The organism is Thermobifida sp. (assembly GCF_017577275.1).
GTDB lineage: Bacteria > Actinomycetota > Actinomycetes > Streptosporangiales > Streptosporangiaceae > Thermobifida > Thermobifida fusca.
In genome coordinates, this window is record NZ_PITY01000028.1 from 1 (window position 1) to 26,178 (window position 26,178).

General features: G+C 68.6%; 23 protein-coding genes. 14 read left to right on the plus strand and 9 right to left on the minus strand.

Annotation, left to right across the window (positions count from 1 at the left end; translation table 11 throughout):
- On the plus strand, nt 1-820 hold an 820-nt coding region (locus CW348_RS13695; protein WP_287463963.1), incomplete at its 5' end, for a tyrosine-type recombinase/integrase.
- The gene (locus CW348_RS13700) at nt 817-1,644 is read left to right on the plus strand and encodes a hypothetical protein (protein ID WP_061783513.1); all 828 of its coding nucleotides are present in this window, start codon (nt 817-819) and stop codon (nt 1,642-1,644) included. The genes CW348_RS13695 and CW348_RS13700, both read left to right, overlap by 4 nt.
- A gap of 40 nt (nt 1,645-1,684) precedes the next feature.
- Here the strand turns inward: CW348_RS13700 and CW348_RS13705 are convergent, their stop codons facing one another.
- A complete protein-coding gene (locus CW348_RS13705; RefSeq protein WP_011291868.1) occupies nt 1,685-2,821 on the minus strand; it encodes an ABC transporter substrate-binding protein in 1,137 nt (378 codons plus the stop codon).
- Between the two features lie 352 nt (nt 2,822-3,173).
- Here CW348_RS13705 and CW348_RS13710 point away from each other — a divergent pair, with 352 nt between their 5' ends.
- Genes CW348_RS13710 through CW348_RS13725 form a run of 4 tightly spaced genes read left to right on the plus strand, consistent with a single transcriptional unit; the run spans nt 3,174 to nt 6,956 of the window.
- A complete protein-coding gene (locus CW348_RS13710; RefSeq protein ID WP_061783514.1) occupies nt 3,174-5,561 on the plus strand; it encodes a nitrate- and nitrite sensing domain-containing protein in 2,388 nt (795 codons plus the stop codon).
- On the plus strand, nt 5,558-6,007 hold the full coding sequence (locus CW348_RS13715) for a roadblock/LC7 domain-containing protein (RefSeq protein WP_011291866.1): 450 nt from the start codon (nt 5,558-5,560) through the stop codon (nt 6,005-6,007). The genes CW348_RS13710 and CW348_RS13715 overlap by 4 nt, the downstream gene beginning before the upstream one ends.
- A gap of 5 nt (nt 6,008-6,012) precedes the next feature.
- The gene (locus CW348_RS13720) at nt 6,013-6,369 is read left to right on the plus strand and encodes a DUF742 domain-containing protein (RefSeq protein ID WP_011291865.1); all 357 of its coding nucleotides are present in this window, start codon (nt 6,013-6,015) and stop codon (nt 6,367-6,369) included.
- A 14-nt stretch (nt 6,370-6,383) separates the two neighbouring features.
- Nucleotides 6,384-6,956, plus strand: a complete 573-nt coding sequence (locus tag CW348_RS13725) for an ATP/GTP-binding protein (protein ID WP_011291864.1) — start codon at nt 6,384-6,386, stop codon at nt 6,954-6,956.
- Nucleotides 6,957-7,059: 103 nt separating this feature from the next.
- Here the strand turns inward: CW348_RS13725 and CW348_RS13730 are convergent, their stop codons facing one another.
- Together CW348_RS13730 and CW348_RS13735 are read right to left on the minus strand one after the other, a co-directional pair.
- Nucleotides 7,060-7,455, minus strand: a complete 396-nt coding sequence (locus CW348_RS13730) for an STAS domain-containing protein (protein ID WP_011291863.1) — start codon at nt 7,453-7,455, stop codon at nt 7,060-7,062.
- 563 nt (nt 7,456-8,018) lie between these two features.
- Nucleotides 8,019-9,173, minus strand: coding sequence for a magnesium and cobalt transport protein CorA (locus CW348_RS13735; RefSeq protein ID WP_011291862.1), 1,155 nt, complete (start codon nt 9,171-9,173; stop codon nt 8,019-8,021).
- A gap of 653 nt (nt 9,174-9,826) precedes the next feature.
- Between CW348_RS13735 and CW348_RS13740 the strand changes: the two genes are divergently transcribed.
- Nucleotides 9,827-10,519 (plus strand): alpha-ketoglutarate-dependent dioxygenase AlkB, encoded by a 693-nt coding sequence (locus CW348_RS13740; protein ID WP_104613009.1) that lies wholly within the window; start codon nt 9,827-9,829, stop codon nt 10,517-10,519.
- A 7-nt stretch (nt 10,520-10,526) separates the two neighbouring features.
- Here the strand turns inward: CW348_RS13740 and CW348_RS13745 are convergent, their stop codons facing one another.
- Together CW348_RS13745 and CW348_RS13750 are read right to left on the minus strand one after the other, a co-directional pair.
- Nucleotides 10,527-12,326: a hypothetical protein gene (locus CW348_RS13745; RefSeq protein WP_016188645.1), complete on the minus strand. Its 1,800-nt coding sequence runs from the start codon at nt 12,324-12,326 to the stop codon at nt 10,527-10,529.
- A gap of 173 nt (nt 12,327-12,499) precedes the next feature.
- Entirely contained in the window at nt 12,500-13,492 is a 993-nt protein-coding gene (locus tag CW348_RS13750; protein ID WP_011291859.1) for a DMT family transporter, read from the minus strand.
- A 432-nt stretch (nt 13,493-13,924) separates the two neighbouring features.
- Between CW348_RS13750 and CW348_RS13755 the strand changes: the two genes are divergently transcribed.
- Nucleotides 13,925-14,293 (plus strand): hypothetical protein, encoded by a 369-nt coding sequence (locus CW348_RS13755; protein WP_016188644.1) that lies wholly within the window; start codon nt 13,925-13,927, stop codon nt 14,291-14,293.
- A 78-nt stretch (nt 14,294-14,371) separates the two neighbouring features.
- Complete coding sequence (locus CW348_RS13760) at nt 14,372-15,391, plus strand: LysR substrate-binding domain-containing protein (RefSeq protein WP_011291857.1); 1,020 nt, start codon at nt 14,372-14,374, stop codon at nt 15,389-15,391.
- On the opposite strand, the gene CW348_RS13765 is transcribed toward CW348_RS13760, so the two are convergent.
- The gene (locus tag CW348_RS13765) at nt 15,320-16,246 is read right to left on the minus strand and encodes a LysR family transcriptional regulator (protein WP_016188643.1); all 927 of its coding nucleotides are present in this window, start codon (nt 16,244-16,246) and stop codon (nt 15,320-15,322) included. The genes CW348_RS13760 and CW348_RS13765 overlap by 72 nt on opposite strands.
- 658 nt (nt 16,247-16,904) lie before the next feature.
- Here CW348_RS13765 and CW348_RS13770 point away from each other — a divergent pair.
- Entirely contained in the window at nt 16,905-17,459 is a 555-nt protein-coding gene (locus CW348_RS13770) for an N-acetyltransferase (RefSeq protein ID WP_011291854.1), read from the plus strand.
- Nucleotides 17,460-17,693: 234 nt separating this feature from the next.
- Entirely contained in the window at nt 17,694-18,884 is a 1,191-nt protein-coding gene (locus CW348_RS13775; protein ID WP_049754934.1) for a hypothetical protein, read from the plus strand.
- 72 nt (nt 18,885-18,956) lie between these two features.
- On the opposite strand, the gene CW348_RS13780 is transcribed toward CW348_RS13775, so the two are convergent.
- Complete coding sequence (locus CW348_RS13780; protein ID WP_011291852.1) at nt 18,957-19,625, minus strand: cyclase family protein; 669 nt, start codon at nt 19,623-19,625, stop codon at nt 18,957-18,959.
- Nucleotides 19,626-19,810: 185 nt separating this feature from the next.
- On the opposite strand from CW348_RS13780, the gene CW348_RS13785 reads away from it, so the two are divergent.
- Nucleotides 19,811-20,509, plus strand: a complete 699-nt coding sequence (locus CW348_RS13785; RefSeq protein WP_038043670.1) for a 1-acyl-sn-glycerol-3-phosphate acyltransferase — start codon at nt 19,811-19,813, stop codon at nt 20,507-20,509.
- Between the two features lie 539 nt (nt 20,510-21,048).
- A complete protein-coding gene (locus CW348_RS13790; RefSeq protein ID WP_016188640.1) occupies nt 21,049-22,665 on the plus strand; it encodes a penicillin-binding transpeptidase domain-containing protein in 1,617 nt (538 codons plus the stop codon).
- A gap of 45 nt (nt 22,666-22,710) precedes the next feature.
- Here CW348_RS13790 and CW348_RS13795 read toward each other — a convergent pair whose 3' ends face one another.
- Together CW348_RS13795 and CW348_RS13800 are read right to left on the minus strand one after the other, a co-directional pair.
- Nucleotides 22,711-23,001, minus strand: coding sequence for a DUF3040 domain-containing protein (locus CW348_RS13795; RefSeq protein WP_011291849.1), 291 nt, complete (start codon nt 22,999-23,001; stop codon nt 22,711-22,713).
- A 141-nt stretch (nt 23,002-23,142) separates the two neighbouring features.
- The gene (locus CW348_RS13800) at nt 23,143-24,765 is read right to left on the minus strand and encodes a glycoside hydrolase family 10 protein (RefSeq protein WP_011291848.1); all 1,623 of its coding nucleotides are present in this window, start codon (nt 24,763-24,765) and stop codon (nt 23,143-23,145) included.
- 173 nt (nt 24,766-24,938) lie between these two features.
- Here CW348_RS13800 and CW348_RS13805 point away from each other — a divergent pair, with 173 nt between their 5' ends.
- A complete protein-coding gene (locus CW348_RS13805; protein WP_011291847.1) occupies nt 24,939-26,162 on the plus strand; it encodes an isochorismate synthase MenF in 1,224 nt (407 codons plus the stop codon).
- Nucleotides 26,163-26,178: the final 16 nt, after the last annotated feature.

Genomic DNA, 26,178 nt, shown 5'->3' on the forward strand with positions numbered 1-26,178 from the left:
TTATCTGACCCATTGCGACGCGCAGGGCTTTTCACGGGCGACTCGGGCACGGCGACTGTCCTCGATCCGGCAATTCAGCCGCTTCGCCCTGGAAGAGGGTTGGCGCGACGACGACCCCGCCATTCGCATCGCCGGTCCGGGCCGCGCCAAGCGGTTGCCCACAACGCTGGACCGGGCCGAGATCGACGCGATGCTGACCGCCGCCCCGACGCTTGGCCGGACCGAGGCCGACAAGGTCCGCAACCGCCTGATGATCGAACTGCTTTACGCAACCGGCATGCGGGTCAGCGAACTGGTCGAACTGCCGGTGGCGGGGTGCCGCGGCGATCCCGCCGTGCTGCTGTTCGACGAACCCGTCAACGGCCTCGACCCCGAGGGCATCCGATGGTTCCGCGGCCTGCTGAGCCAACTAGCCGCCGAAGGCCGCACGGTGCTGGTCTCCAGCCACCTCATGCACGAGATCCAAACCGTCGCAGACCACGTGATCGTCATCGGCCGCGGCCGGCTGCTCGCCGACATGAGCATGGCTGAGCTAGCCGCCCGCTACACCGGCGGCATCCGGGTGGTCGCCTCGGACACCACCCCTCTGACCGCGGCACTCGTCTCCGCGGGTGCCGAAGTCCGCTCCGCGGACGGCGCCCTCCTCGTCAGCGGGCTGGAAGCCGCGCACGTCGGGGAGATCGCGCTGCGCTGCGGCATCGCATTGCGGGAACTCACCCCCCAGCACACCAGCCTGGAAGAGGTCTTCATGGAACTCACTGCCGCCGCCACACCCCACCGTTCCGGCAGCATCCCCGCCTCGGAAAGGAGCCAGGCATGACCGCATCCGCCACTGCTGTTTCCAGCCCTGCCCGTCCCCCGGCCTCCCCTGGCCTAGGGGCAGCTGTGCTCGCCGAGTGGACCAAGCTCACCTCGGTGCGCGCCACCTACGTCTGCCTCGCGGTCACACTGCTGCTCGGCGTCGGCTTGAGCTCCCTCGCCGCGTTGGGTATCGGCGCAGCCGGTACCGAAGCCCTTCCTCCCGGAGTGGACCCGGTCGAGCAGGCTGCCGCGCTCGCCCACGTCGGCCCAGTGTTCGGGGTGATCCCGCTCGTCGTCCTCGCCGCCCAGTTCTCGGCCCGGGAGTACCCCAGCCAGCTCAGGCTCACCTTCGCCGTCCACCCGCGCCGCGGACGTGTCCTGCTCGCCAAGACCGTGGTCCTCGTCGGCACCGTCCTCGCCGTGGGGGCGGTGACCGTGGCGGCTGCTTTCGCTGCCTCGCAGGCCATCCTCGAATCCTTCGCCATGCCCACGGTCAGCCTTGCTGAGCAGTGGCGCACCACGCTGGCCTTGGGGGTGACCCTGCCGGTCTTCCCCCTGCTCGCCTTGGGCCTGGGGACCATGCTGCGCAGTGTGGCGGGCACAACCGCCGCCGTCCTGGCGGCACTGCTGCTCCCCCCGATGGTCAGCACGCTGCTTCCCGACTCGGTGCAGCGGCACGTGCTCCGCTACCTGCCGACCGGCGCCTGGGACAACGTGGTGGGCGCCACCGCAGCAGAATCCCCGCTCCACATGGACCCGTGGGCGGCGCTCGCGGTCCTCACGGGCTGGCTCGCCCTCTGCTGGGGTGCGGCCTTGCGGACGCTGCACCGCACCGACGTCTGACTACTCCGGCGGCGGTCCCGGGCACGCACCGCCGCCGGAGTCACTCGTCCCCGGGACCGATCCCATAGGCGCGGAGCGTGTCACGCGCCTGCGCCACCTGCTGCGGGGTCAACAGCAGCGGGGGTTCTGCGGCCCCCGCTGCCCGCTCCCCCGTATCGACCGTGCCGTCCTGGTGCATCGCGGCAAACCGCACCGGGTAGGAGGCGTTGCGGAACTGCAGGTTCTGGCCTTCGTCGGAGAGCACGAATTCCACCCACAACCGGGCCGCTGCCGGGTGCGGGGCCTCCTGGTTGACCGCCTGGCAGACCAGTCCGCCGACCGTGGGTGAGGGGACGACCACCTCCCATTCGCGCACGCCACGCAGATCTGCTGCCCGCTGCAGGTTGGCGTGCTCCCAGTCGATGACCGCGGTGGTCGCCCCGGAGGCCAAATCAGCGCGGCGGGGAGTGCCCCACCGGAGCTGACCGGCCCGGTCCAGTTCGTCGAGCAGCGCCGCGCCAGGGGCGAGGTCTGCGGGCCCACCCCCGGCTGCGAGTGCGGTCAACACCACTCCGAGCAGGGCAGCCTCTTCCTTTTGGGGGTCGCCGGCCAAGGCCACTTCCCCCTGTCCTTCCCCCAGGTCGGACACGGTTCGGAGGGCTTGTCCGGTGTCGGCGGCGAACCCGAGCGACAAGCGGGCAGCCGCCCCGCCGACATACCGGGCTTTCGGATCCCTGCTGTCGGCTGGGACCTCCTCCCAGGTGCGCACCCGGTATTCCGCAAAATGCTCGGCGGCATGGGCCGCTGCCGTGTCCTGCCCCACCATGAAGACGTCGGGGGCGCGGTCGGTTCCCGCATAGCGGACCGCGGCCGCGATCTGCTCCTCGTCTGAAGCGTGCGGGGCGGCCACGTTGACGCGGATGTTGTATGCGGTTTCGAAAGCAGAGATCAGCTCGCGGTGATCCGCCTCCGGCGAAGCGGCAGCGACGATGTTGAGCTCTCCTTCAGCCTGCGCTGCGGTGATGAGCTCCGCCATTCCGCCCAGGTCCGCGGCTGTGGTGGCGGCCGCTGCCGCCCCGTACTCCGAGCCGTCCACGGGTGGCGGCTCGGGCCCGCATCCCACGACGCATAGCAGGACACTCAACGCGGCAGCGCACACCACCCCTGCCGGGGTGGAACGCTCTCCCGTGGCCCGCATACCCCCTCCCTGGTTGCGCGCCTTGCGCGGTGTCCGTGCGGCTCTCTCACCCCCAGTGCCTCTTCCTTACCCAAGCCTGCACTAACGAGCACGGCTTGGTGACAACTTGACGGTAACTCTGGCGGAACAGCCAGAACACCAACTATTTTTCCGCGGCAACATGTCCAACAGAGAGTCCGCGACCCAGATCACTGTATGTAGTGCTCTGTGTCTCAAATTGGGCTTGCCTAATTCCACCGATCGCGGTTAGCTCAAAGACCCAGACGGACTCTCCGTTTCCCGGGCGGACAGGACCGCACCTCCCGTCTGCCCACCACAGAGCTATCCCCCCGTCCGCACTCAGAGCGAGTCCATGACCAAAGAGCAGCGCCGTCCCTTCCTCCGCTGGTTGCGCCATCTGTCCGCGGAGCAGCGCGGAACGATCCGTGTGCGACTCCTCGCGTTAGCCCTCATTCCGAGCACCGCTCTGCTGATCCTCTGGATCGGTGCCACCGTCACACCAGTGGGCACCCTGCTCTCTATCAACCGAAGCACCACGTTCCTGGAGCAGGCAGGCCTTCCCGCCCTGGACGTCATCTCCGCCTTGCAAGCGGAGCGCCAGGCCGCGATGGAGCACCTGGCCCAGTCAGAGAAGAACCGCAAGGGCTCGTTGACGTCCACACTCCGCGAGGACCGGGCCGCCACGGACGCGGCCATCGAGAACTTCCGCACCGGAATCGAGGACGCCGGTCTCACCAGCTTCCCGGAGGAGACCCGCGAGCGTATCGAACGCTTCCTGGACACGCTGGAGGTGCTTCCCATGCACCGGGAAGTCCTGGACACCTCCTCCCCGGTGCGAGAAGGCGCGGCCTCCACCTACAACGAGGCCATCGAAGCCGGCCTGCAGCTGTGGGACATTCAGGAGAAACTGGTCGCCGAGGAACAGGCGCACCAGATGCGCAGCCTCGCCGCACTGCTCCGTGCTGACGAGCTGCTCTCCCAGGAAGACGGAATGCTGTCCTACAGCAATCTCGCCGGGATGTTCAACACCGCCGACCATATCGACTTCGCTGCCGCGGTCGGCGCCCAGCGCTACCTGTACGAGCAGATCGCCCCTGAACTCTCTGGGCAAGAGCGGATCGGATACGACAAGGTCATCGGAAGCGCAGAGTTCCGCACCATCCAAGCGCTGGAAAACGAGGTGATCCGGGCGGGCGCTATTTCGGGCGACCCTCCGATCGACATCGAGCAGTGGAGCGCTGCCTGGTCGAAGCTGGACGAGTCCTTGAGTGAGGTGACGGACAGCCAGATCGAGGCGCTGACTGAGCAGGCCCGGTCCGAAGCGCTGCAGCTCACCGCCCTCCTCACCCTGTTCAGCGTGGCCACCCTGGCCGTGGTGGTGGCGTCCGTGTTCTTCAGCACGCGGACCGTCACCTGGCTCAACCGCCGGCTTGGCACGCTCCGCGAAGCCACTCTGGACTACGCGCACCGCCGCCTGCCGGAGATCACTGCCCGGCTGCGCGCCGGAGAAAAAGTGGACGTGGCCACCGACGCTCCCCCCATCCCGGTGGACATCAACGACGAGCTCGGCCAGGTCACCGAGGCGTTCAACACGGCCCAACGCGCGGCCGTGGAGTCAGCCACCCAGGAGGCGAAGCTGCGTGAAGGTGTGCGCAACATCTTCCGCAACATCGCGCGGCGCGCCCAGACGCTGGTCCACCGCCAGCTCAGCCTCCTGGACTCGCTGGAACAGGCCGAAACCGACCCGAAGGTGCTGGAGTCGCTGTTCCGTATCGACCACCTGAGCACCCAGATGCGGCGCAACGCGGAGAACCTGATGCTGCTCACCGACGACCGCCCGTCCCGCAAGGCAGGCGAACCGCTGTCGCTGGCCCAGGCCGTGCGCGCCGCCTCCAGCGAGATCGAGGACTACTCGCGGATCAAGCTGCTGCCGATGCCCATGGTGCACATCAAAGGCTCGGTCGCCAACGACAGTGTGCGGATGCTGGCGGAGCTGCTGGAGAACGCCACCTCGTTCTCCCCGCCCAGTACTGTGGTGACCGTGCGTGGTGAGGCCCTGCCTCACGGCAGCTACGCTTTGGAGATCGAAGACCGCGGCTTGGGCATGCTCCCTGAGGCGTACCAGCAGGCCAACGAGCTGCTCAGCGGCAATTCCCAGCGGTTCAACCTCGCGGACATGCGGGAGGACTCCCAACTGGGGCTTATCGTGGTGGCCACCATCGCTCAGCGACACAACCTCAAGGTGACCTTGCGTCCCTCCCCCTACAACGGGACCCAGGCGATCATTGTGTTCCCGCCCGAGGCTATCGACACGACTCTGACCGCCCCACGCGCGGTCGCAGCCAAGCCAGCGCCGGCCCCCGCGGAGCTGGAGGCGCCTTCCGCGGCGGTCTCCGCCACTCCCGCACCGGCCGCCCCCGCACCTCCTCCTTCGGTGCCTTCCACTCCCAGCGCACCTGAGCCGGCGCTGGCATCCTCCCAGCCCACCGAGCCTGGATCTCCGCTCCCAGCTGCCGCGTCGGGGGACACGGCCGACACGTACAAGGGCTTGCCGCGCCGGAGACGGTCCCAGCGACGTTCCCAGCAAGCACCGCAGGCGCCCGCACCGTCCATCTCCCGGCCCGTCAACCCTGACCGATCGCTGGAGGAAATCCGGCAGATGATGAGTGCCTTCCAGCGAGGCACCCGGAGTGGACGCGCCGAAGGCAACACTGATTACCCCACCAGGGAGACACGATGACCGAGCAGACAACTTCCACGCCCCGTTCCACCTCCTCTGAACTGAACTGGCTGCTGAGCGACCTGGTTTCCCGCACTGAGGGAGCCCGCGAGGCGGTACTGCTGTCCGCAGACGGCTTGCTGCTGTCGGCTTCCGACGGCATGGATCGGGAACGCGCCGAGCGGATCAGCGCGATCGCTTCGGGCTTCTCCAGCCTGGCCCGAGGTGCGAGCAAGCAGTTGGGCGCGGCAGAGGTCCGGCAGACCGTTGTGGAGATGGACAATGTTTTCCTGTTCGTCCTCTCCGCCGGGCACGGCGCCTGCCTGGCCTTGGTGGCCGACTCCTCCTGCGATGTCGGGTTGGTCGCCTATGAGATCAACCGACTGGTGCGCCAGGTCGGTCCGCACCTGTCCACGCTGCCGCGCAACCGTCGTCCCATGCAAGGTCGGTCCGCTGAAGGGCTGTGAGCGCCATGTCCAGCTCTCCTGACGACAGCGGCCGCCTTATTCGGCCGTATTCCTTGACTCGCGGACGCACCCGCCCTTCGCGTTCGGACTTCGCGATGACCTCCCAGGTGGTGGCGGTGCCGCAGGTGGGTCAGCCCGCCGAGCTGGAACCGGAGCACCACGCGATCCTGGAGGTGTGCGCCGCACCCGTCTCAGTAGCTGAGCTGGCCTCACGTACCAAACTGCCGCTTGGTGTGCTGCGTATCCTGCTGTCCGACCTGCTTGATGGCGGATACGTCATGGTGCACGAATCGCAGTGGCAGCGTAGGCGACCGGATGTCCATACTCTGCGAACGGTCCTCGACCGCATCCGTGCGCTGTGAAAGGAGACTTCTGCATGTCCGACAGTGTCGGGCCCGTTCCCGACGCGCTGAAGATCCTGGTCGCCGGCGGGTTCGGCGCTGGGAAAACCACCCTGGTGTCCGCGCTCAGCGAGGTGGAGTCGCTCCACACCGAGGAGGTGATGACCGCTGAAAGCGTGGGCGTGGACGATCTGGACGGGGTGGAGTCCAAGACGACGACGACCGTGGCGCTGGACTTCGGTCGTATCACCTTGGACGAGCGCACCGTGATCTACATGTTCGGCACCCCCGGCCAGAAGCGTTTCTCGTTCATGTGGGAGGAGTTGGCCGAGGGGGCGCTCGGCGCCATTGTGCTGGCTGACACCCGACGTTTGGAGGACTGCTTCGACACCATCGACTTCTTCGAGCAGCGCGACATTCCGTTTGTCGTGGCGGTGAACTGCTTCAACGGGGTGCGCACCCACATGCCCGCTGATGTGCGTATCGCCCTGGACGTGGAACCGCACGTTCCGGTTCTGTTGTGCGATGCACGGGAACGGGAATCGGTCAAGCGGGTCATGGTGGAGCTCGTTTCCCACGTGCTGGAGCTGGAACTGTCCCGAGCGTGAGTGGGGGCGGCGCGGCCGCCACGACAGTGGTGGCACTGTTCGGGGAGCCGCGCCGCGAGGATCTCTCTTTTCTGCTTGCTGCTCGTCACCGGTCCAGCGGCGGTCAGTCACAACCGCAGACCCCGGTGATGGGCCCTTCTTCGTAGCGCTGTCGAGCGGTATGGACGAGTGCCGCCTCCACGATCGGGTAGATCTCGAAGTCCCGGTCCATCCGTAGCGCGGTGAGTACCCGTTGGGCTGCTGCCGAGGGTTCGGCCAGCACCATGTGACGCCCCTCCCATGTCAGTACCCGGCAGCACTCGTAGAGCGCACGCACGCCGCTGAGGTCGATGAACTGGACTTTGGACAGGTCAACGATCAGACACTGGCACTCGGACCGGTCGGTGGCGTGCAGCAGTGCCGCGCACAGTTGAGTGGCGTTGGCAATGTCGATCTCACCGCGCACGGTGAATACGACCGCCTCACCACACGGAAAAGACTCCTGGGTGTGTCCGGACACGCCGCCGCGTCCTCCCTTGTAACAACGTATTCCCTCCCCCCGTGCCCCATGATCGTATCTGGCTGGAGGACGGTGCACAGGAAGAAGCACGAAACTGAAGGAATATGTGCGGCTTTCACACACTCGAGCACAGAATTTTGTCTGTTTCGTCCGCTATCTTGCGTTTCTGCGGCGTCTTCCTGCCCGGAGAATTCTGCATTAACGCTCTTCAGAGGTGGTTTTCGGTCCTGTTATTCGGAGGACAAGGATCGCCCCTTCGAGGCTTTGCTCACCTATTGCGCCATGGTTACTCGCGGAATGGCGCATTACCTGCGGACCGTTTCAGTGACGGGAGAGCACAGCAGGGCAAGGGGAGGATTGCGGAACGGACCAGTCCCTTATCTCGCATCCGGAAAGTCTTTGCCGGGGCCGGCAGCTCCGGGCTGCGGGAGCCCGCCTGGGGTTCGTGGCCAGGGGAAGGGGCAGCGCGGCTGCCGCCGCTCTCTTCAGCCGTGTTCTCCTGCAAACGGCGCCCTTGTCCCGGTGCGGCGCGTAGGGTCGCCGCACCGGGACAAGGGCGGGCCTCATAGCCAGCCTCGGCGTTTGAAGATCGCGTACAGGGCGACGCTGACCGCCACCATCAGGCCGATCGCCATCGGGTAGCCGTACTTCCAGTGGGTTTCCGGCATCACGTCGAAATTCATGCCGTAGATACCGCCGACCACGGTAGGAGCGAACAGGATAGCCGCCCAGGAGGAGATCTTCTTCACTTCCTCACTTTGGGCGTAACTGGCTTCGGTGAGGTGTTTCATCTCCTCGTTCTGGGCCTGGCTGACCAGGGTGGCGTTGACCGCGAGAATGGAGTTGAGCAGTTGACGGAAACCGTCGACCCGTTCCGCGACCGTGGTGGCGTGGTCGGCGACGTCACGCAAGTAGCGCTGGAGTTCTTCGCTGGTGCCGTACTTGTCGAATCCGGCTTCCAGGTCGGAGAGGATGCCCAGCAGAGGGCGGGCCGCCCGCTGGAATTCGATGACTTCGCGGGACAGTTCGTAGATGCGCCGGGACACCCGGGGGTCCCGGTTGAACACCTGGGTTTCGATTTCGTCGATGTCGTTCTGCAGTCCGGCAATGACCGGTGCATAGCCGTCGACGACCGCGTCCATCACCGCGTACAGCACCGCTTCGGGGCCCAGCTTCAACAGGTCAGGGTCGTCTTCGAGACGGCGGCGTACCGCGGACAGGTCGGGGGCCTGACCGTGGCGCACGGTGATGACGAAGTCGGTGCCGACGAACAGGTAGATCTCCCCGAAGCTCACCTCTTCGGTGGTGTCGAGGTAGCGGGCTGCCCGTAGCACGACGAACAGGGTGTCGCCGTAGCGTTCGAGCTTGGGCCGCTGGTGGGCGACGATGGCGTCTTCGACGGCGAGCTCGTGCAGACCGAACTGGTCGGCAAGAGCGAGCAGTTGGGCTTCGGAGGGCTGGTGCAGTCCCAGCCAGGCCATCGCTCCTGGCTGCTGGGCGACCTGGTCGCGCAGCCGGGCCAGTTCGACTTCGCAGGGTTGGCGGCGGCCGTCGATGTAGATCGCGGCGTCGACGACGCTGGCTTCGACTGGCGGGGTGGTCGCTTCGTGGTCCCTTCGAGGGTCCATGACGTATTCGGGCGTGTCGGTGTGCGCTTTGCTTACCGAGGCAACGGGACGCAGGCTGGGCAGCCACGAACGCATACGACGTTGCGACATGGGAGCTCCCGGATGAGTTCGACGGTTCGGGACAACCGGTGGGGTGCGTCTCCACCGCAGCAAACGGGACGCACGCCACAAAGAGAGAGTTGGAGAAAAGGGCTAGGGAACTAGTGCCGTGCCCTGCGACGCCCTCCGGAGACGGGGGCGGATATCACAGCGGAAGTCTGTGTGGGCTGGAGAGAACCAGCGCGGAACGTGAGAAATGGGGCACCGCACTAGTTGGTACTAGGAGGTTGGCTCATGGTTGGCCTCACCTCCTACAGTCCACGGCCGACGGCCTCGAGTCTCGCTATGCCCAACCTTAATACGGCCCCTGTGGTAATGGGAGCTGCGCGGATTCGCTTCCGTGAGGGATGGTCCGCAGCAGCGTGCGGGACAGCGGCCCGGCGCCGCGGCGTGATCGTCAGTGGCGGGCAGTAGGGTGCCGGGGGCCGCGCTGCGCGACGTTTCCGGGACCGGTCCCCGTGCCCACCAGGAAGGATGCGGGCTGTGGCGGGCCGGTGCGCGGCGCGGCGAGCGGGGCCGTGTGCTTCCTCCTCCGGTGGAGGGGTCCGGCCTTTCTGCGCTGCGGTGTGGAATTCGCCACGCCACCCAGCAATGAAGTGATATGCGTCACAATTTTGTTTTGGTGGTTGAGGAGGCCGCTCGCTATGGACGAACCGCTCTTCTCCCCGGGCCGGGTCGAGGTCGCCCCGGGTGCCGTCCACGTTCCCGGATGGCTGGACCTGGAGGAGCAGCGCGCTTTAGTGGACTTGTGCCGCGAGTGGATGCGCGGCCCCGGCGGTATGACCCGGCACCGCACCCGGGGCAGGACCATGAGTGTCGCGATGACCTCGCTGGGCTGGTATTGGCGCCCCTACCGCTATTCGGCGACCCTGCCGGACGGCCGACCGGTGCCCCCGCTGCCCCCGGTGCTGTCCACGCTGGCGTTGCGGGGTCTGGCCGCCGCCTACGGCACGGTCCCTGCCCCGGCTCCCGCCTACGATGTTGCGCTGGTGAACTTCTATGCGGCCACAGCCACGATGGGGATGCACCGGGACACGGACGAACGCACCGATGCCCCGGTGGTTTCGGTGAGCCTGGGGGACACCTGCGTGTTCCGGTTCGGGAACACCGCTACCCGCACCCGCCCGTACACCGACGTGGAGCTGCGCAGCGGCGACCTTTTCGTCTTCGGCGGCCCGTCCCGCTGGGCTTACCACGGCGTGCCGCGTGTCTTCGCTGGCACAGCCAACCCGGCACTCGGATTGGAGTCGGGGCGGATCAACATCACCGTGCGTGCTTCCGGGCTGCCCCCGGCTGAGCGGGGCCCAGCCGGGGCGTCGTCCTCGGAAGCGGTTTGAGGGCTGCTCACCGGCGGAGCAGGTCGCGCACGTTGAGGTAGAGCAGGCTGACGACCGCCAAAGTCATCGGCACGAGGACGGTGATCCGCCAGTTGATGAGGAAGGCCGCGATCACCGCGCCCACGACGCCGAGCGCGAGGGCGAGGAAGGCCGAGCCGATCAGGAAGGTGAGGAAGCGGCGGCGGGCGAGCGCGTCGAAGGCGGCGAACAGCACGACGACGCCGACCGCGGCCAGCAGTGCCAGGCTGCCGCGCAGTACCACCATGACCACGCCCAGCGCGGTGAGCAGCAACGGTGTGCTCATCGCCGCCCACACGTGGAGGAACCGGGTGGTGTGCTGCCGGCCGGAGGCGTACGGCAGGTGGGGGGAGCGGAGGTGGGCCTGCGGCGGGGGTTCGAGGACGTCGCCGTTGGCCAGTGCGGCGCGGTGCATTTCCCGCTCGTCCACGAGGTGGGTGCGTTCCCGGTAGCGGGCGGCGAGGGAGCGTTCCAGTTCGGCGATCCGGGCGCGGTACTCCTTGGCGCGCGCTTTAGCGCTGGCGTGGCGACTCAGCACCATTTCGGCTGCGGCCAGGCGGCGCAGGGCAGCCCGCTCTTCTTCGATCTTGGCGTCGGCTTCGGCGATGCGGGCGTCGAGATCGTCCAGGTGGGCTTGGAGGCTGGCCCGCGTATCCTCGGGGGTCGGCGGGACTTTGTGGAGCCCGACCCACCACAGGGGGTCGGCCCAGGAGCGGCGGACGGTGCCGTCGCGTTCGTATCGGGGGCCGCTGGGAGCGCGTTCGCCGTCGAACCAGTCCCGGGTGTTGCGGCCCCACAGTCCGCGGTAGCCCCGGACCCAGGGAGTGGTGTCGTCGATGAGGACCGGGGTCCAGGTGCGTTCTCCACCGGGGCCGACGCGGACGCCGTCGCCGCGCGCGTAGTCAACGAAGGGCACGCCGATGCCGCGGAGGCGGCTGGAGGAAGGCAGGAAGCGGGCGGTGAAGCGCCGCCAGGCGCGCAGCACTCCCCGGAGGAAGGCGGGGTCGACTTGGATGAGGTAGTCCCCGGGGAGCATCTGGTGGGAGTGGGATCCGGCCCCGACGTAGATGATCGGGTGGTTGCCGTCGCGGTGCAGTTCCGGGTCATCCCAGCGGCGTCGCAGGTCGTCGCCGAGGTATTCGTGAGAGGAGGCGCCCACCCACACGGGGCGGTACTCCCCGTTCTCTTCTTCGACCAGGTAGACGGTGACTTTCTCCCAGTCGGCCTCGTGGTCGTTGACGCCGCCGTAGACCGACCGCCAGTCGTTCATGGCGTAGAAGAACCAGTACTGCAGGACGACGTAACCGCCTTCCCGCACGACACGGCCGTAGTAGGTGGCGGTGGTGCCGGTGTCGATGCGGTCGCGGTAGCGGGTGGCTGCGGCTGCTGCGACCCCGCCGGGGACGGCTCCTCGGATGAGGAGGGAGAGCCGCATCAGCACGTCCACGATCCGGCCGAGGACCCCGACCGCGGCGAGGCGTCCGCTTTTCGGGATGACGGGCCGTTCGCGTCTGCGGAAGCGGCGTGCTTCGGCCCGCAGCGACGATTCTTGGACGAATCGCAGGTGCTGGCGGTAGCCCGGCCATTCGGCGTCGGCGCGGGCGAGCCGGTCGAGGGTGAGTTCCCCGGCGGGGACGACTTCGCGTTCCCCGCCTTCGGGAAGGTCCAGCCACAGACTGCAGCAGCGCACGTAGGCTTCGACGTCCGTGGGGAAGAACAGCTCCCCCCGGGTGAACATCAGCACGGGTTCGTAGGCGCGCAGCAGTTCCAGGTCAGTTTTAGCGCTCATGGTCGCGCCTGACCCTAACGGATGTGTGGGGTGTCCGCGGACGTATCGGGCCTTGACTCCGTGCTCCCCTGCCCGCTACGGGCTGTTTTCGCCTCGGTGGCCTGGTACCGCTGCAGCACACACTGCGGTTACCCGGGCGGCACACCCCGCCCCGCACCGGGATGTAATGATGGTCACACTGTGACGGGGTCGGTGGTGTGGTGTCCGGCGTCGTCGGGAGCAGGGCGGTCCGGGGTGCGGTCTTCCGGCTCCCCGTCGGTGGCGTGCGGGTCTGCGCCTCCGCGTGTGCGTCCGCTGGTGCCTCTGGTGGCGCCCAGCCCGGCGGCGACCACCAGGGCCATGCCCGCCACTTGGAGGGGGACGGGGACCTGGCCGATCAGGAGCAGGCCGATGAGCAGCCCGATGGCGGGGTCGACGGAGACGAGAATGCCGAAGGTGCCGCGGTTCATCCGTTGCAGGCTCACCATCTCCAGCAGGAGGGGCAGCAGGGGGTAGATCAGTGCGAGCCCTAGGGTGGCTGCCACCAGGTGCCGGTCGGCGGCCGCCATCGCCCCCGGCAGACCCAGCGGGGCGGTGACCAGGGCGGACACGGTCATTGCGAGGGTGAGGCCGGGGAGGACGCCCAGCCGGGAGCCGACGGTCTGGGAGAAGACGATGTAGAGCGCCACGCAGACGGCCCCGCCTAGGCCGAAGGCGATGCCGAGCAGGTCGGCTTCCCCGTGCCACGGGCGGGTGAGCAGGAGCACTCCGGCTACGGCGAGGACGATCCACAGCAGGTCGCGGCGGCGGCGCAGGGCGAGCACGGAGACGGTGAGGGGGCCGAGGAACTCGATCGCGGCTGCGGTGCCGAGCGGGATGCGGTCGAGGGCGAGGGAGAACAGGAGGGTCATCCCCGCGCTGACTACGCCGAGGGCGGCGGTAGCGGCGAGATCCGACCAGGTTGCGGCCCGTGCCGCGCGGAGCAGGGGGCGCCCGCCGACGGCGAAGAGGAGGAGCGCAGCCCAGCTCAGCCGCAGCCAGGTGACTTCGAGCGGTCCCGCGATGGCGAACAGGTGCACGGCTCCCGCGCTGCCCATGTGCAGCAGGACCAGGCTGAGGACGGTGAGCAGCGGGGCTGGGACCCTCAGGTGGGCATGCCGAACCAACGAGACAAAAGAGAGGATCATCCCACCACTGTGTCTCCTGTTCTCTGTTTCCGTCCAGGCACCGTTAGTTGATGAATCGTTTCTCTTTAGCGGAAGATCTAGCGTCCACACCCGCGCTTCACCCCCACTCAGCGCAACGGAACGCAACAGAACGTCGTGCAGCGGATTGTGTTGACCTCTGTGCCAGGTTTAGCCGTACTTAAGAGGCGGTAAAAAATTGAGTTGGTGGACATCAACTTTGGTGAGCAGCTACCGGGAGGCGGCTCCGCGCACCGCGCGGACCGACCGACACACCCCTTCGATGTCCACTCGATGGCCGGTCCGCCGCGGGAGGCCCCCTTGCGGACCGCAAACCTCTCGGATCCGGAGGTGCCAGCGCCTCGGACGCGGCGCGCACGGCTGTTTCGGCCACGCGACCGCGGGACGGCTGCCCCACCACGATGAGAGAGGAGAATGGTGCTGACCCAGGTTGAGCCATCGGCGACGCGAACGCTGAACCCTTTCCGCCGGACGCGCGCGATCGCCGAGCACACCCTGCGCGAGGCCAAGGACGACGTCACTCATCTGCGACTGCTCTCCCTGTTCCACGCGCTCGCTGCGTGCGAGACCGCGCTCTCCCAAGCTCCCGGCACCCTGCGGGAGAAACTGGACGCCCTCCGCACTGCCGTGGTTGACCTGGTGGGTGAGGACTGGCTCACTTCCCACCCCACCCACCCCGATGTCCGGGCGTTCCGCCGCCTCGATGACACGGCGCTCCTCAGCCGGCTCGACGAGGCGCTGTCGAACCTGTTGCGGGCGCGTTTCTTCCAGCTCGCTGCCTGAGGTCTTTCATCCGTAGAAGAAGGCGTGCGCGGGGTCGAAACATTCCGCCTTGCGCACGCCTTCTTCTACGGTTGAAGGATGGACCTGACACGGCTGAGACTGCTGGTAGAACTGCGGCGGCTGGGGACGATGACGGCGGTCTCCGAGGTCACGGGCATGGGCACCTCGGCGGTGTCCAAGCATTTGGCCGTATTGGAGCGGGAAGCAGGGGTGCGCCTCCTCGTTCCGGACGGCCGTCGGGTCCGGTTGACCCCCGCGGGGCGCCGGCTCGCCGAGCATGCGCGGGACATCCTGGAGCGCGTCGAGGCGGCGCGAGCCGAAATGGCAGGTGAAGGGCCGCCGGTGGGCCGCATCAACCTGGTGACGTTCGTCAGCATGACGGTCCCCGTGATCCTGCCCGCCATGGAGCAGTTGCGCCAGCAGCACCCGGGACTCGAGGTGCGCCTGATCGAGCACGAACCGGACCAGGCGTTGGACCTCCTGCTGAGCGGGGAGGCCGACCTTGGGCTGATCTACGAGTACACGCTGGTCCCCCGCCGCATTCCGGAAGGGCTCACCGTGCACCCGGTGGGGCGGGAACCCTTGTTCCTCGCCGAGCCGACGGCGAGCAACCCGAGCGGGGCGACCATGACGCGGGAGCGGCTGCGTGCCTTGGCCGACGCGTCGTGGATCGCCAACTCGCGCGGAAGCGACGACGACGAGCTTGTGCTCCGGATGTGCGCGGACGCGGGCTTCCGACCGCAGATCCGGCATCGCATCGACACGTTGGAGGCGCTCAGCGCGGTGGTGGCCGCTGGATGGGGGGTGGGGCTCCTGCCGAAGCTGGCTGCGTCCCCGCCCCACCCCGGGGTGGTGCATACCCCGCTGGGCGAGCTGGCGGGAGAGCGCCGCATCTCCCTGGTGGCCCGTACCGGGGCGTGGGCGTGGCGGCCGCTGCACGTCGTCGCCCACGCGATCCACCGGGCTGCCCGCCACGTGCTGGACCCGGTGGCGAGTGGGTTTTCCGAGGGGGCGGCTGCGGACGGGTCAGGCGCTGAGGACGAACCGGCCCGCGGGGACAGTGATCCGGTGCGCGGCTTCCCGCATCGCGGTGAGTAGCGGCTCGGGGTTCGCCCCGCTGCGGGTGACGGCCAGGACGTGGCGGCGCGGACCGTTGCGGACCGGACGCACCACCATGTGGGCGATCGCCATCCCGTGCCAGGCCAGCCGGGGCACCATGGACACGCCCAGTCCTGCGGCGACGAGAGCGAACGCCGCACTGAAGTCGGTGACGACGTGGGTGCTGCGGGGATGGAATCCGGCCTGGTGGCAGGCGGCGGCCACGGTGTCGAACCAGACGGTGCCGGGGGCGGACATGATCCAGTCGGCGTCGTTGAGGTCGGTGGCCAGGTCGAGTTCCATCTTGGTCGCCAGCGGGTGCTCGTAGGGCAGGACCACGTCCAGGGGTTCCACCATCACCGGGTGGAACTGGAACCCGGGGCTTCCGGTCGCGGGCAGATGCGGCGAGGACATGGTGACAGCGATGTCGATCTCGCCGGTGCACAGCAGTTCGGTGCTGTGTTCGGGTTCGGCCTGGATGACAGAGAAGTCCCAACCCGGATGGGTGTGGCGCAGCCGGGCCACGGCGGGGGCGACGAGGTTGGAGATGCCGGTGGCGAAAGCGCCTACCCGCACGGATCCGAGTGATCCTTCGGCGTACCGGGCGAGGTCGGCTTGGGCGCGCTCCAGTTCAGCGAAGATGACCTGAGCGCGTTCCAGCAGGACGCGCCCCGCCCCGGTGAGCACGAATCGGCGGTTACTCCGCTCCACCAGGGGGACTTCGGTTTCCTTGGCCAATGCGGCGAGCTGTTGGGAGACCGCTGAGGGAGTGACCCCCAGCGCTTCCGCGGTCGCCGCCACGGTGTGGTGCTCGGCGAAGGCGCGCAGCACCTGCAACCGCCGGACGTCAATCATGGGCTCATCCTATGAAATTTCCTGCTGGTGGTTTCCGTGCGCCGTGCACGGCGCTCCGCCGGGCGTACCGTGCGCGGTGCACAGTGGCGCACCGCTGCGGTGGTGCACTCCTGCCCCTGCGCGGCGCCGGGCGCCGTCGCAGGCCTGCTCAGCACGGCCACATCCGCATGCTCCTCCGGGAGGATTTGGCCACCACGGGCAGCGAGGGCGAGGCAGGGCGGCCAGCTCGGTAGCTCCGTGGCGACACCGACGACGGTCGCTGCGATAGTGCTCACATCCGGGTAACCCCGCGACTGCCGGAAAGGTTGCACCCCGCCCCGGTCTGCTGGCTGGGCGGGTTTTCCGGCAGACGGCCAGCCGTCTGAGGAGCTCGCGTTTTCCCGCTGAGCAGTGCAGACGTGATCCACTGCACGCCCACCGCAACGTTCCGTTCCTGCGCGGCGACGGAGAGAGCCCGAAGAGATCCCCCTCACACCCAACCATCTGTTAAAAATGACAAAATTTTTCTTTTAGGTACGAGGAGCATCCTTTTCCAAGCCCCGTCGCCACTCTTGCAGAAACAAGCAAGTAGGCTCATAACCAGCGCTCATACAGGCATTGAAAGGGACGATCGCCGCTGCGCGACACGCATCACCCCATCAGGAGCAGGTGAGAAAAAATGCAAACTTCGTTGGACACCAAAACCCGTTCCGGGTTTTCGGGCGTGCTGCGTTTCCGCTACATCGGTCCCTTTGAGGTAGACGAGCTGGCCGAGCTGTGGAAACCCCTCCATCAGCAGCACACGACGATCGCCTCGCACCTGGAGGACCTGCTCGGCACGGTGAGCGCGGAAGAATCGTGGCGTCGCCGCAGCCGGCGGTATGTGGAGTGGCTGTCCGAGCCGGAGACGATCGCCGTGATCGCGGAGAGCGACGGGGTCGACGTCGGCTACGCGATGGTGACCATCCGCGACGAGCACCACGGCTCGTGGGACCGCGGGGACCGGGTCGCGGTCGTCCAGACCCTGGCGGTGCACCCTGACTACTCCTTGGAGTTGGTGGGCAGCGGCCTCCTTGACGAGGTCCGTCGGCAGCTCGCCGAGACCGGTGTGCGGGACCTGGAGCTGCCTGCCGTGTCCGGGAACTCGGCGGCCATCCGCTTCTACGAAAGCCAAGGCTTCCGCCCGTTTGTGACCACGATGGTGTCGCGTATCGGAGTGGGCCCCCACGACTAAACAGCACGCAGTGAGCTGTGTGCGGCGGCCGAAGACCAGGCTGGCTTCGGCCGCCGCGGCCTGTCTACAGGAATCCCAGGAGCACCGCCGGGCTGCTTCCCCGCTGCTCCCCCGCGCCTGGCTGTGCTGCCCGGTGTGGCTGGCCCCCGCAGTCCCCCCGCAGCCGTTAGGCTCGTCGGCGTGGCCGAAACCGACTCCGCCCTGTGTAACTTCCCCGGTTGTACCCGTCCCGTCATGCGCTCCTCCTCCCCGGGACGCCCCCCGCAGTACTGCGACCTTCCCGAACACACGCGGTGGCGTGCCTGGCGGGAGCGGCAGCGCCTCCAGCAGGAGGCGCAGGCCGCACAGGAGCGGCGTGAGCAGACCGTATCCCAGCGACCGGCCGACGGGGCCGCTGCGGCCGCGGCCGCACCCGCCCACGCCGAGGCCGCCCCGGTCACCGCAGCACGGCTGCGCGCCGAAGACCTCCTGACGCGTTTCGCGGTCCAAGCCGAGCAGCTCACCGCAACCTTGCAGGAAGCCACCGCGGCGTTCACCACGATGACGGATCCTGCCGCGGCTGAGGCCCAGGTGGAGGCGGCGCGTATTGCCGCGGCCCGCCAGGTCGCCGACGCGGAAGCGGCCCGCCTGGCCGCCGAGGAGAAGCGGCGGGCAGCAGAGCGGGCCCGTCGCGCCGCGGAAGCCGACGCCCAGCAGGCCCGGGAGGCTGCCGCCTCAGCGATGGCTGCGGCGGGGGCAGCGGAACGCATGGCAGACGAGGCGATAGCCGCACGCGATGCCGCGGTCGCGGAACGTGATGCGGCGCTCGCGGAGGCCCAGTCCTGTGCCGAGGAACGCGACGCTGCCCTCGCCGACCGGGAGGCGGCCCGCATCGAAGCCCGGGAGCAGGTGGCAGCGGCGCGCGCGGAAGCCGAAGCACTCGTCGCCCAGGAGCGCAAGCAGGCCCAGCAGCGTATCGCCGACGTCGAACAGCGAGCCGCGGCCGAGCGGGCGCAGCTCGTGGCCCGGTTGGACCGGTTGCAAGAGCAGTTGACCGAAGCCGTGGCCGCCCGCCAAGCGGCGCAGGAGCACGCCGATCGGGCTGCGGAGCAGGCCCGGCAGGCCGAAGAGCGGGTGGAGCGCCTGTCGGCGGAACTCGCCCGGGTGAGCGCGGAACGCGACCGGCTCACCGACGAAGTCGCGCACATCAGGGACAGCGCCCGCGCCGAACGCGAAGCCTTCACCGCCTCGCTGGCCGAAGCACGCCAGGCCGCCGCGGAACGCCTGGCCGCGTTGGAGGAGGCGCGGACCCAGACCCTGCGGCGCGCCGAACGCGCCGAAGCGCAGCTCGACGAGGCGCTGGCGGAGCTCCGCCGCCTGCGGGCCGCGGTACCGGCCGCGCCCGCGGCCGACGACCCCCACGGGGGGCAGCCAGCACAGCCGTGACCTGTGGCGCTGCTCCCCCGCAGGGCAGGATGCCGCGGCCCGTATGCTGTCGCGGAAGCCGGCCGAGGCCTCCTACGGGGAGGGGACGAGAGCGAAGGCGCGGACCGGCATGGTGCCCATGCCGCGGACTTTCACCGGGACCGCGAAGAACTGGAATCCCTCCTCGGGAAGCTGGTTGAGCAGGCACAAGTGCTCCACCACGGGGATTCCCGCAGCCAGGAGGATCGAATGCGCGGGGCGGGCTCCCCCACTGGCCTCCGAGGTGTCGTCGATGTTGACCGAGTCGATCCCCACCAGGGTGGCTCCGGCATCCACCAGTGCCTTGGCTCCCTCCGCGGTGAGGTAGGGGTGGTCCGGGGAGCCGTAGGTTTCCGTGCGCCAGTACCGGTCCCATCCGGTGCGCAGCAGCACGGCCCGGCCGGCCAGGTCCACTCCGGCGAAAGCCTCGGGGCCGATGGCGCGGCCCGGGGCGTCGATCACCCTCCCCGGCAGCGCGGCGACCTTCTCCAGGGGCAGGTCGGCCAGGTCGGAGCCGTCGCGGTAGCGGTGGGAGGGAGTGTCCAGGTAGGTGCCCGTGTTGCCGACCATCGAGATGCGGCGGATCTCGAATTCTGTGCCTGGGGCGTAGTTCTCGTGAGAGTCCTCGAACGACAAGTGGTCGTCGATGACCGGGCCGGGAAGCCCCGGATAGGTGGTCATACCAGCCACGATCTGGTGGCTGACATCGATCAGACGCGCCATGGTGTGGATCCTCGTCTCTTCCCGATAGGTCTAGACCACTGTAGCGCGAAGGAACCTCCGGCTTTCCCCGCTGCCCGTGACCGCGCTGTTGCCCCCACCCGGTAAAGTGCCGCCCAAGCCGAGGTCAATCCCCCGCGGCTCTCCGCGGTGGCGCACGTGACAACAGAAGGGGACCGGCCGTGCCGCTGACGCTCTACGATGCCGCGAAAGCCGTTGTAGCCCCGACCACCCGGGCCCTGTGGCCCCTGCACGTGGAGGGCCTGCACCACATTCCCGCGCACGGCCCCGTGATCCTCGCCAGCAACCACTTGTCCAACCTCGACCCGCTCTTCTTGAGCGTGGTCGTGCCACGCCCCGTCGTCTTCATCGCGAAAAAGGAGCTGTTCGCCGAAGGCAACCTGGCCCAGCGGCTCTTCACCCGTGCCCTGCGTGCCGTCGGGCACGTGTCCGTCGACCGCCGCCCCGGGCAGAGCGCCCAGGAGGCAATGGACCGCAGTCTCGCCGTGCTCGCCGAAGGCAGAGTTTTCGGAATTTTCCCTGAGGGGACCCGCTCGCCTGACGGCCGCCTCTACAAGGGGCAGACCGGGCTGGCGTGGCTGGCGCTGACCTCCGGCGCCCCGGTGGTCCCGGCGGCCCTCGTGGGCACGAACCGTATCCTGCCCGCGGGGCGCCGCATCCCCTCGTTCCGCCGGATCGGGGTGCGGTTCGGGGAGCCGGTGGACCTGTCGCCGTGGGCAGGCCAGGCGGGCCGGGCTCGGGCCCGGCGGGAAGCCACTGATGCGGTGATGGCCGCGATCCAGAAACTCTCCGGACAAGAGCAGGTGCCGCGGTTCGCCGCCTCGGTCAAAGCGGAGCTCGCCCAGCAGCGGGGCCTGGCCGCATAGCCCGGCGCCACTCCCCTGCCCGCGCCCTGCAGTGGGACGGCGGGGCCGCACCCCGCCTGGGCCATGGGTTAATCTCTGCTTGACTGGTGTGGTACTCCGGGTCGTGGCGTGCCCGGGCTCTGACGCGGAAACTCCGGGCGCGGTCCGCACGGTCCCAGGGGACGGCGCCGTGCTCTCTGCTGCGCAGCAGCCGCACCAGTGCGCTCTTCCGCCCCGTATGTCCTTCCCCGCGGGGCCTGCTCCCCATACCGACCCCGATCTTAAGGACACTACTTTTGAGCGTGGACGACGAAGGGATCTTCCGGGAACGTCCCTACCAGCCGCAGCCCTCGCCCCCTGCCCCGGGCAGCGGGCACCGTCCTGCGCCGGGGGGCGCACCCTCACACGGTTTCCCTCACAGCCCGTACCGCCTCCCTAGGGAGACTCCCGCTTCCTGGCACGTTCAGAGCGCCGGGCCCGCTCGCGGGGAGGGACCTCTCCCAGGGAGTGCGCGTCCCGCCCCAGCTCCGCGGCGGTCCCGGCGCGGCCTCCTGTTCTCCGTGCTCGCCGCGGTCCTCGTGGCGGCGCTGCTGGGCGGCGGCGTCTACTGGTACCTGTCCTCCCGCCCGGTCCCCGAAGAGACCGCTGACGCGTATGTGGCGGCCTGGACGTCGGGGGACTACTCCACGCTCGACCAGTGGGCGACCTCCTCGGAGGCGTCCGCGTTCTACACCGAGGTGGCAGAGAACCTGGGAGTGGAGTCGGTCGAGGTGACCACGGGGGAAGCGGTGGTGGACGGGGACACAGCCACTGTTCCCTTTACTGCCACGTTCACCTTGAGCCACAGCGGGACGTGGACCTACGACGGGGAGCTGCCGCTCCAGCGGATCGACGGCCAGTGGAAGGTCGACTTCAGTCCCGCAGTGCTGCACCCGGAGCTGGGTCCCGGCCAGACGTTGGCGCGCACCAACGCGTGGGGGGAGCGCGGCCGGGTGCGGGCCGCCGACGGCACCCCCGTGGACACCTCTGACGTGTCCGGGTCAATCCAGATGATCGTCGGGGAGGTCGGCCCCGCCACCGCTGAGGACGCGGCGGAGCTCGGCCCCGCCTACCAGGAGGGCGACCCGGTGGGGAAGAGCGGCATCCAGCGGTCGCAGCAGGATCGGCTCGCGGGGACGCCGACCACGGTGATCCACGTCGTCGACCAGGGGGCGCCGCCTGAAGGGGAGCCGGAGGATGCGGCGGTGGTCGGCACTATCGAAGGCAGTCCCGGCCAGGACGTCACCCTCTCCATCGACATGGCGGTGCAGCAGGCCGCGGTCGACGCCGTGATCGGACAGCGTAAAGCCACTGCCCTGGTAGCGGTCCGGCCGTCGACGGGGGAAGTGCTGGCCGTGGCGAATGTTCCAGGCGGGTTCAACCGGGCTTTGGAAGGCCAGTACGCTCCTGGCTCCACGTTCAAGATCGTCTCCTACGACGCACTGCTGGACGCCGGGATGGGCATGGACGCCACCCTGGACTGCGCGGAGACCGTCACCGTGGGAGGGTGGCCGTTCAAGAACGCGGGAGACGCCGCCTACGGTGAGCAGAGCGTCACGGAAGCGTTCGCCACCTCCTGCAACACCGCGCTGATCTCCGAGGTGGTCCACCGGTTGGACGGCGGCTCCTTGACTGCCGCGGCCGAACGGTACGGGTTCAACCGCGACCTGAGCCTCGGGGTGCCCGCGTTGACGCCGTCGTTCCCGACCCCGGACAGCGACACCCTGCTGGCTGCCGCGAGCATCGGGCAAGGACAGATCCTGACCTCGCCGCTGCACATGGCGACGATTCCCGCGGCGGTGGCCGACGGGCACTGGCGTCCCCCGGTGCTGGTCACCGACCCGGCCCCGGCGGGCCTTCCCGACCCGGTCCCGGTGCCCGCTGCCGAGCAGCTGCGCACCTTGATGCGTGCGGTCGTCACTGACGGCACCGCTAAGAACGTCGGCTTTTCCGGGGACGTGCACGGGAAGACCGGCACCGCCGAATACGGTGAATACGTGGAAGACGAGGAAATGTCCGCGCACGGCTGGTTCGTCGGTTTCGAAGGCGACGTGGCCTTCGCGGTACTCGTCGAGGACGGTGGTAGCGGGGCGAAAGCCGCCGCTCCGGTGGCCCGGCGCTTCTTGGAAGGGCTGTGACCGGGAGGCACGGCAGGCCGGCACCGTCACGGGCCTGCTTCCCGGTTACCGGACGCGCATCTGCATCACCATCCCGTTGGGGCGCGGCGACGGCGCATCCTCCCCGCTGGGCTGCGGGCCGGGGATCGCGAGGAACAGGACGACGAGCAGCCCTGCCACCACGGACGCGATCGCCGCGCAGATCGCCCACGGCTTCCACGTCTCCGCGATCTCTTCTGATGAGAAGCGGTCGCCCCCGTCGAAAGAGGCCAGTGCCTCAGCGAGCTCCGGATCGTCGGTACTGAGCTGGTGTTCGATCTCCGCCAGGATGCGTCTCTCGTTCTCCCGCAACGACATGGCGCCCTCCTTCACCGACTGGGGACCAGCACCGGTGCGCGTCTGCGCGTGTGTGCGGTGTTACCCAGTTTCTTATCCGTTCGGCGACGGGGCGATACCAGGCCTAGGCCGCCCAGACCTAACTGAAAGGTTGGTCTTCGCTCACCTCGGGTTCACGACCACCCCCGCGGAGGGGACACTTTCCACGCGGAACGCGTCCACCGCTGTCACGTGGTAGCGCACTGCTTCATTTCCCGGTGCCGGATCGCGGTAGGTGTGCTGGTCGCCGCCGAGCACCGCGACCAGGTGCTTGGCGTCGGCGAGGGCGCACGCGTCCGTGTCTGCGGGCACCCGGTAGACCGCGTACCACCGGTGGTCTGCGTCGCCTTCCCACCGCAAGGTCACCCCGTCTTCACCGGTGTCGGCGACGAGGTCGCGCACCGGGGCGGGCTGTCCTGACGCGCCGCTCGCGACGGGGGGCAGCGCAGGGCGCGCATAGTGGTTGGCAGCCACCTGCTCTATGGCTGTGCGGGCCCGGCCGTTGAGGTCCTTCATCGAAAAATAGATGTCGCCGGTGATCTCCGGGTGCTGCGTGTTGAAGTCGAGCTGTTTTGCGAGGGCGTCCGCACCTTTCCAGCCGTCCTCCCCCACCCGGTAGGCGGCCTGGCCGATGTACAAGTCCACTCCCGTGCCCGCCACTTCCTCGGCCCACCACGGCGCGAGGACCGCGTAGTCAGCGGCGGCGAACCCTTGCGGCCAGTACAGTTGCGGGACCACGTAGTCGATCCAGCCTTCGCGGATCCACGTGCGGGTGTCGGCGTGCAGCGCGTCGTACGACTGCAGGCCGCTGGTGGCCGACCCGGAAGGGTCGCTGCTGCGGTTGCGCCAGATCCCGAACGGGCTCACCCCGAACCGCACCCACGGTTTGATGTCGTGGACGCGTTCGTGCACCTGCCGGATGAGCTGGTTGACGTTGTCGCGCCGCCACGCGTCCCGGTCGGGGAAACCGTCGCCGTGGGCCTGCCAACTGGCGTCGTCGTCGAACGTCTCCCCTGAGGCAGGGTACGGGTAGAAGTAGTCGTCGAAATGCACCCCGTCGACGTCGTAGCGTTCCACGACATCCGCGACCACGTCGACCACCCATTCGCGGACTTCGGGGTTGCCGGGGTCGAGGTAGCCCTGGTCGTCGTAGACGATCATCCACTCCGGGTTGCGGCGCACTGGATGGTCGTCGGCAAGGTGCTCCAGGTCGGCTTCCCGCCACCCCACCCGGTAGGGGTTGAACCAGGCGTGCAGTTCCAGGCCGCGTGTGTGGGCTTCTGCGACCGCGAATTCCAGCGGATCGTAGCCGGGGTCGCCGCCCTGGGTGCCGGTCAGGTAGCGGGCCCACGGTTCCTTGTCTGAGGCGTAGACCGCGTCCGCTGTGGGGCGAATGTGGAAGAACACCGCGTTCAACCCGAGTTCGACAGCGCGGTCCAGAAAAGCGGTGAGCTCCTCCTGCTGCTGTTGGGGGCTCAGCCCGGGCTCGGAAGGCCAGTCGATGTTGCGGACGGTGGTGAGCCATACGCCGCGCATCTGCCGTTTCGGATAGGCCGGGTCTGTTGCGCAGTCCTCGGGGATCGGCGTGAGCTCTGCCGCGGCACTCGGTGCGGGAGATGCGGCGGCGTCGCCTGTTTCAGTGGTCGGAGTAGTCACGCGGGGGACGGCCCCCTCGGGGACTGGTCCGCATGCGGCCGTCATAGACAGCAGCATCACGGCAGCAGTGGCACGGGTCAACCATCCCATGGGGTGTTCTCCACGACACGTTTCGGTAGAAGAGGGGTAAACGTTGGCAAGCCTAGACGGCTTTCGCCCCCTCCCATGCCGGGACAGCCGGGCGAGGCAGCGGGGCGGCGTCGGCCGGAGAGGGCGGCAGCATAGACTCCATCCTCGTGATTTCTCCGACCTCCGGTGCACGTGTGACCGCACGCACCGTTGCCTTGCGTGACCAGCGCGCTCTGCTCGACCTGCTGCCTCCCGCCGCACCGCTGGCGTGGGTTCGGCGGGGTGAGGGACTGGTGGCGTGGGGAGTCGCGGCGCGCTTGGAACTGCCCGCCGAGCCGGAGCGGTCCGGCATTCAACGGTTCACGGCGGCAGATGAATGGCTTGAATCGCTGTTCTCGACGATCGTGGTGGACGACGACGTGGGGGTGCCGGGTAGCGGACCTGTGGTGTTCGGCTCGTTCACGTTCGACGGCCGCGACGCCGGATCCACGCTCATCCTGCCGCGAGTCGTCGTGGGACGGCGGGACGGGCAGACGTGGCTCACCGTGGTGGGTGACGAAGCCGACCCGCTGCCGGCCGTGCCGCCACCCCGCCCGGTGGGGGCACTGCGGTGGCGGCCGGGCACGCTCAGCGAAGCAGAGTGGTGCGCAGTGGTGAGCCAGGCCGTGGACCGCATCCACACCACCGGGCTAGCGAAAGTGGTCCTGGCGCGCGACCTTGTCGCGGAAGCGGACCATCCCATTGATGTCCGCACCCCGCTGCAGCGGCTGGCCGCCGACTATCCGGACTGCTACGTCTACTCGGTGGTGGGACTGACCGGGGCTACCCCGGAACTGTTGCTGCGCCGTACCGGCACCCGCCTGGAGTCGCTGGTGCTGGCGGGGACCGCGCCGCGGGGGGCCACCGCGGACGACGACGCTGTGCTCGCGAAAACGCTGCTCACTTCCGCGAAAGATGTCGAAGAGCACGCCTATGCGGTGGAGTCGCTGCGCGAGTCGCTGGCCCCGTTCTGCACGGAACTGGACGTGCCCCGCCACCCCGAACTGCTGCGTCTTGCCAACGTGCAGCATTTGGCCACCCCGGTGCGGGCCGTACTCCCCGCAAAGACGGCGACCCTGCCAGTGCTGGCGGCCCTGCATCCCACTGCCGCGGTGGGCGGCACCCCGACCCGGGTAGCGATGGACGTCATCGGCGAATTGGAAGGAATGCGCCGCGACCGCTACGCCGGGCCGGTGGGGTGGATTGATGCGCGCGGCGACGGGGAGTGGGGGATCGCGCTGCGCTGCGCTCAGATCACCGGGCCGCGGGCCCGCCTCTTCGCTGGGGCAGGGATCGTCGCCGACTCTGACCCGCAGGCGGAGCTCGCGGAAACCGTGGCGAAGTTCCGCGCGGTGCGCGCCGCCCTCACCGGACGGTAACGCTGCGAGGCGCCCC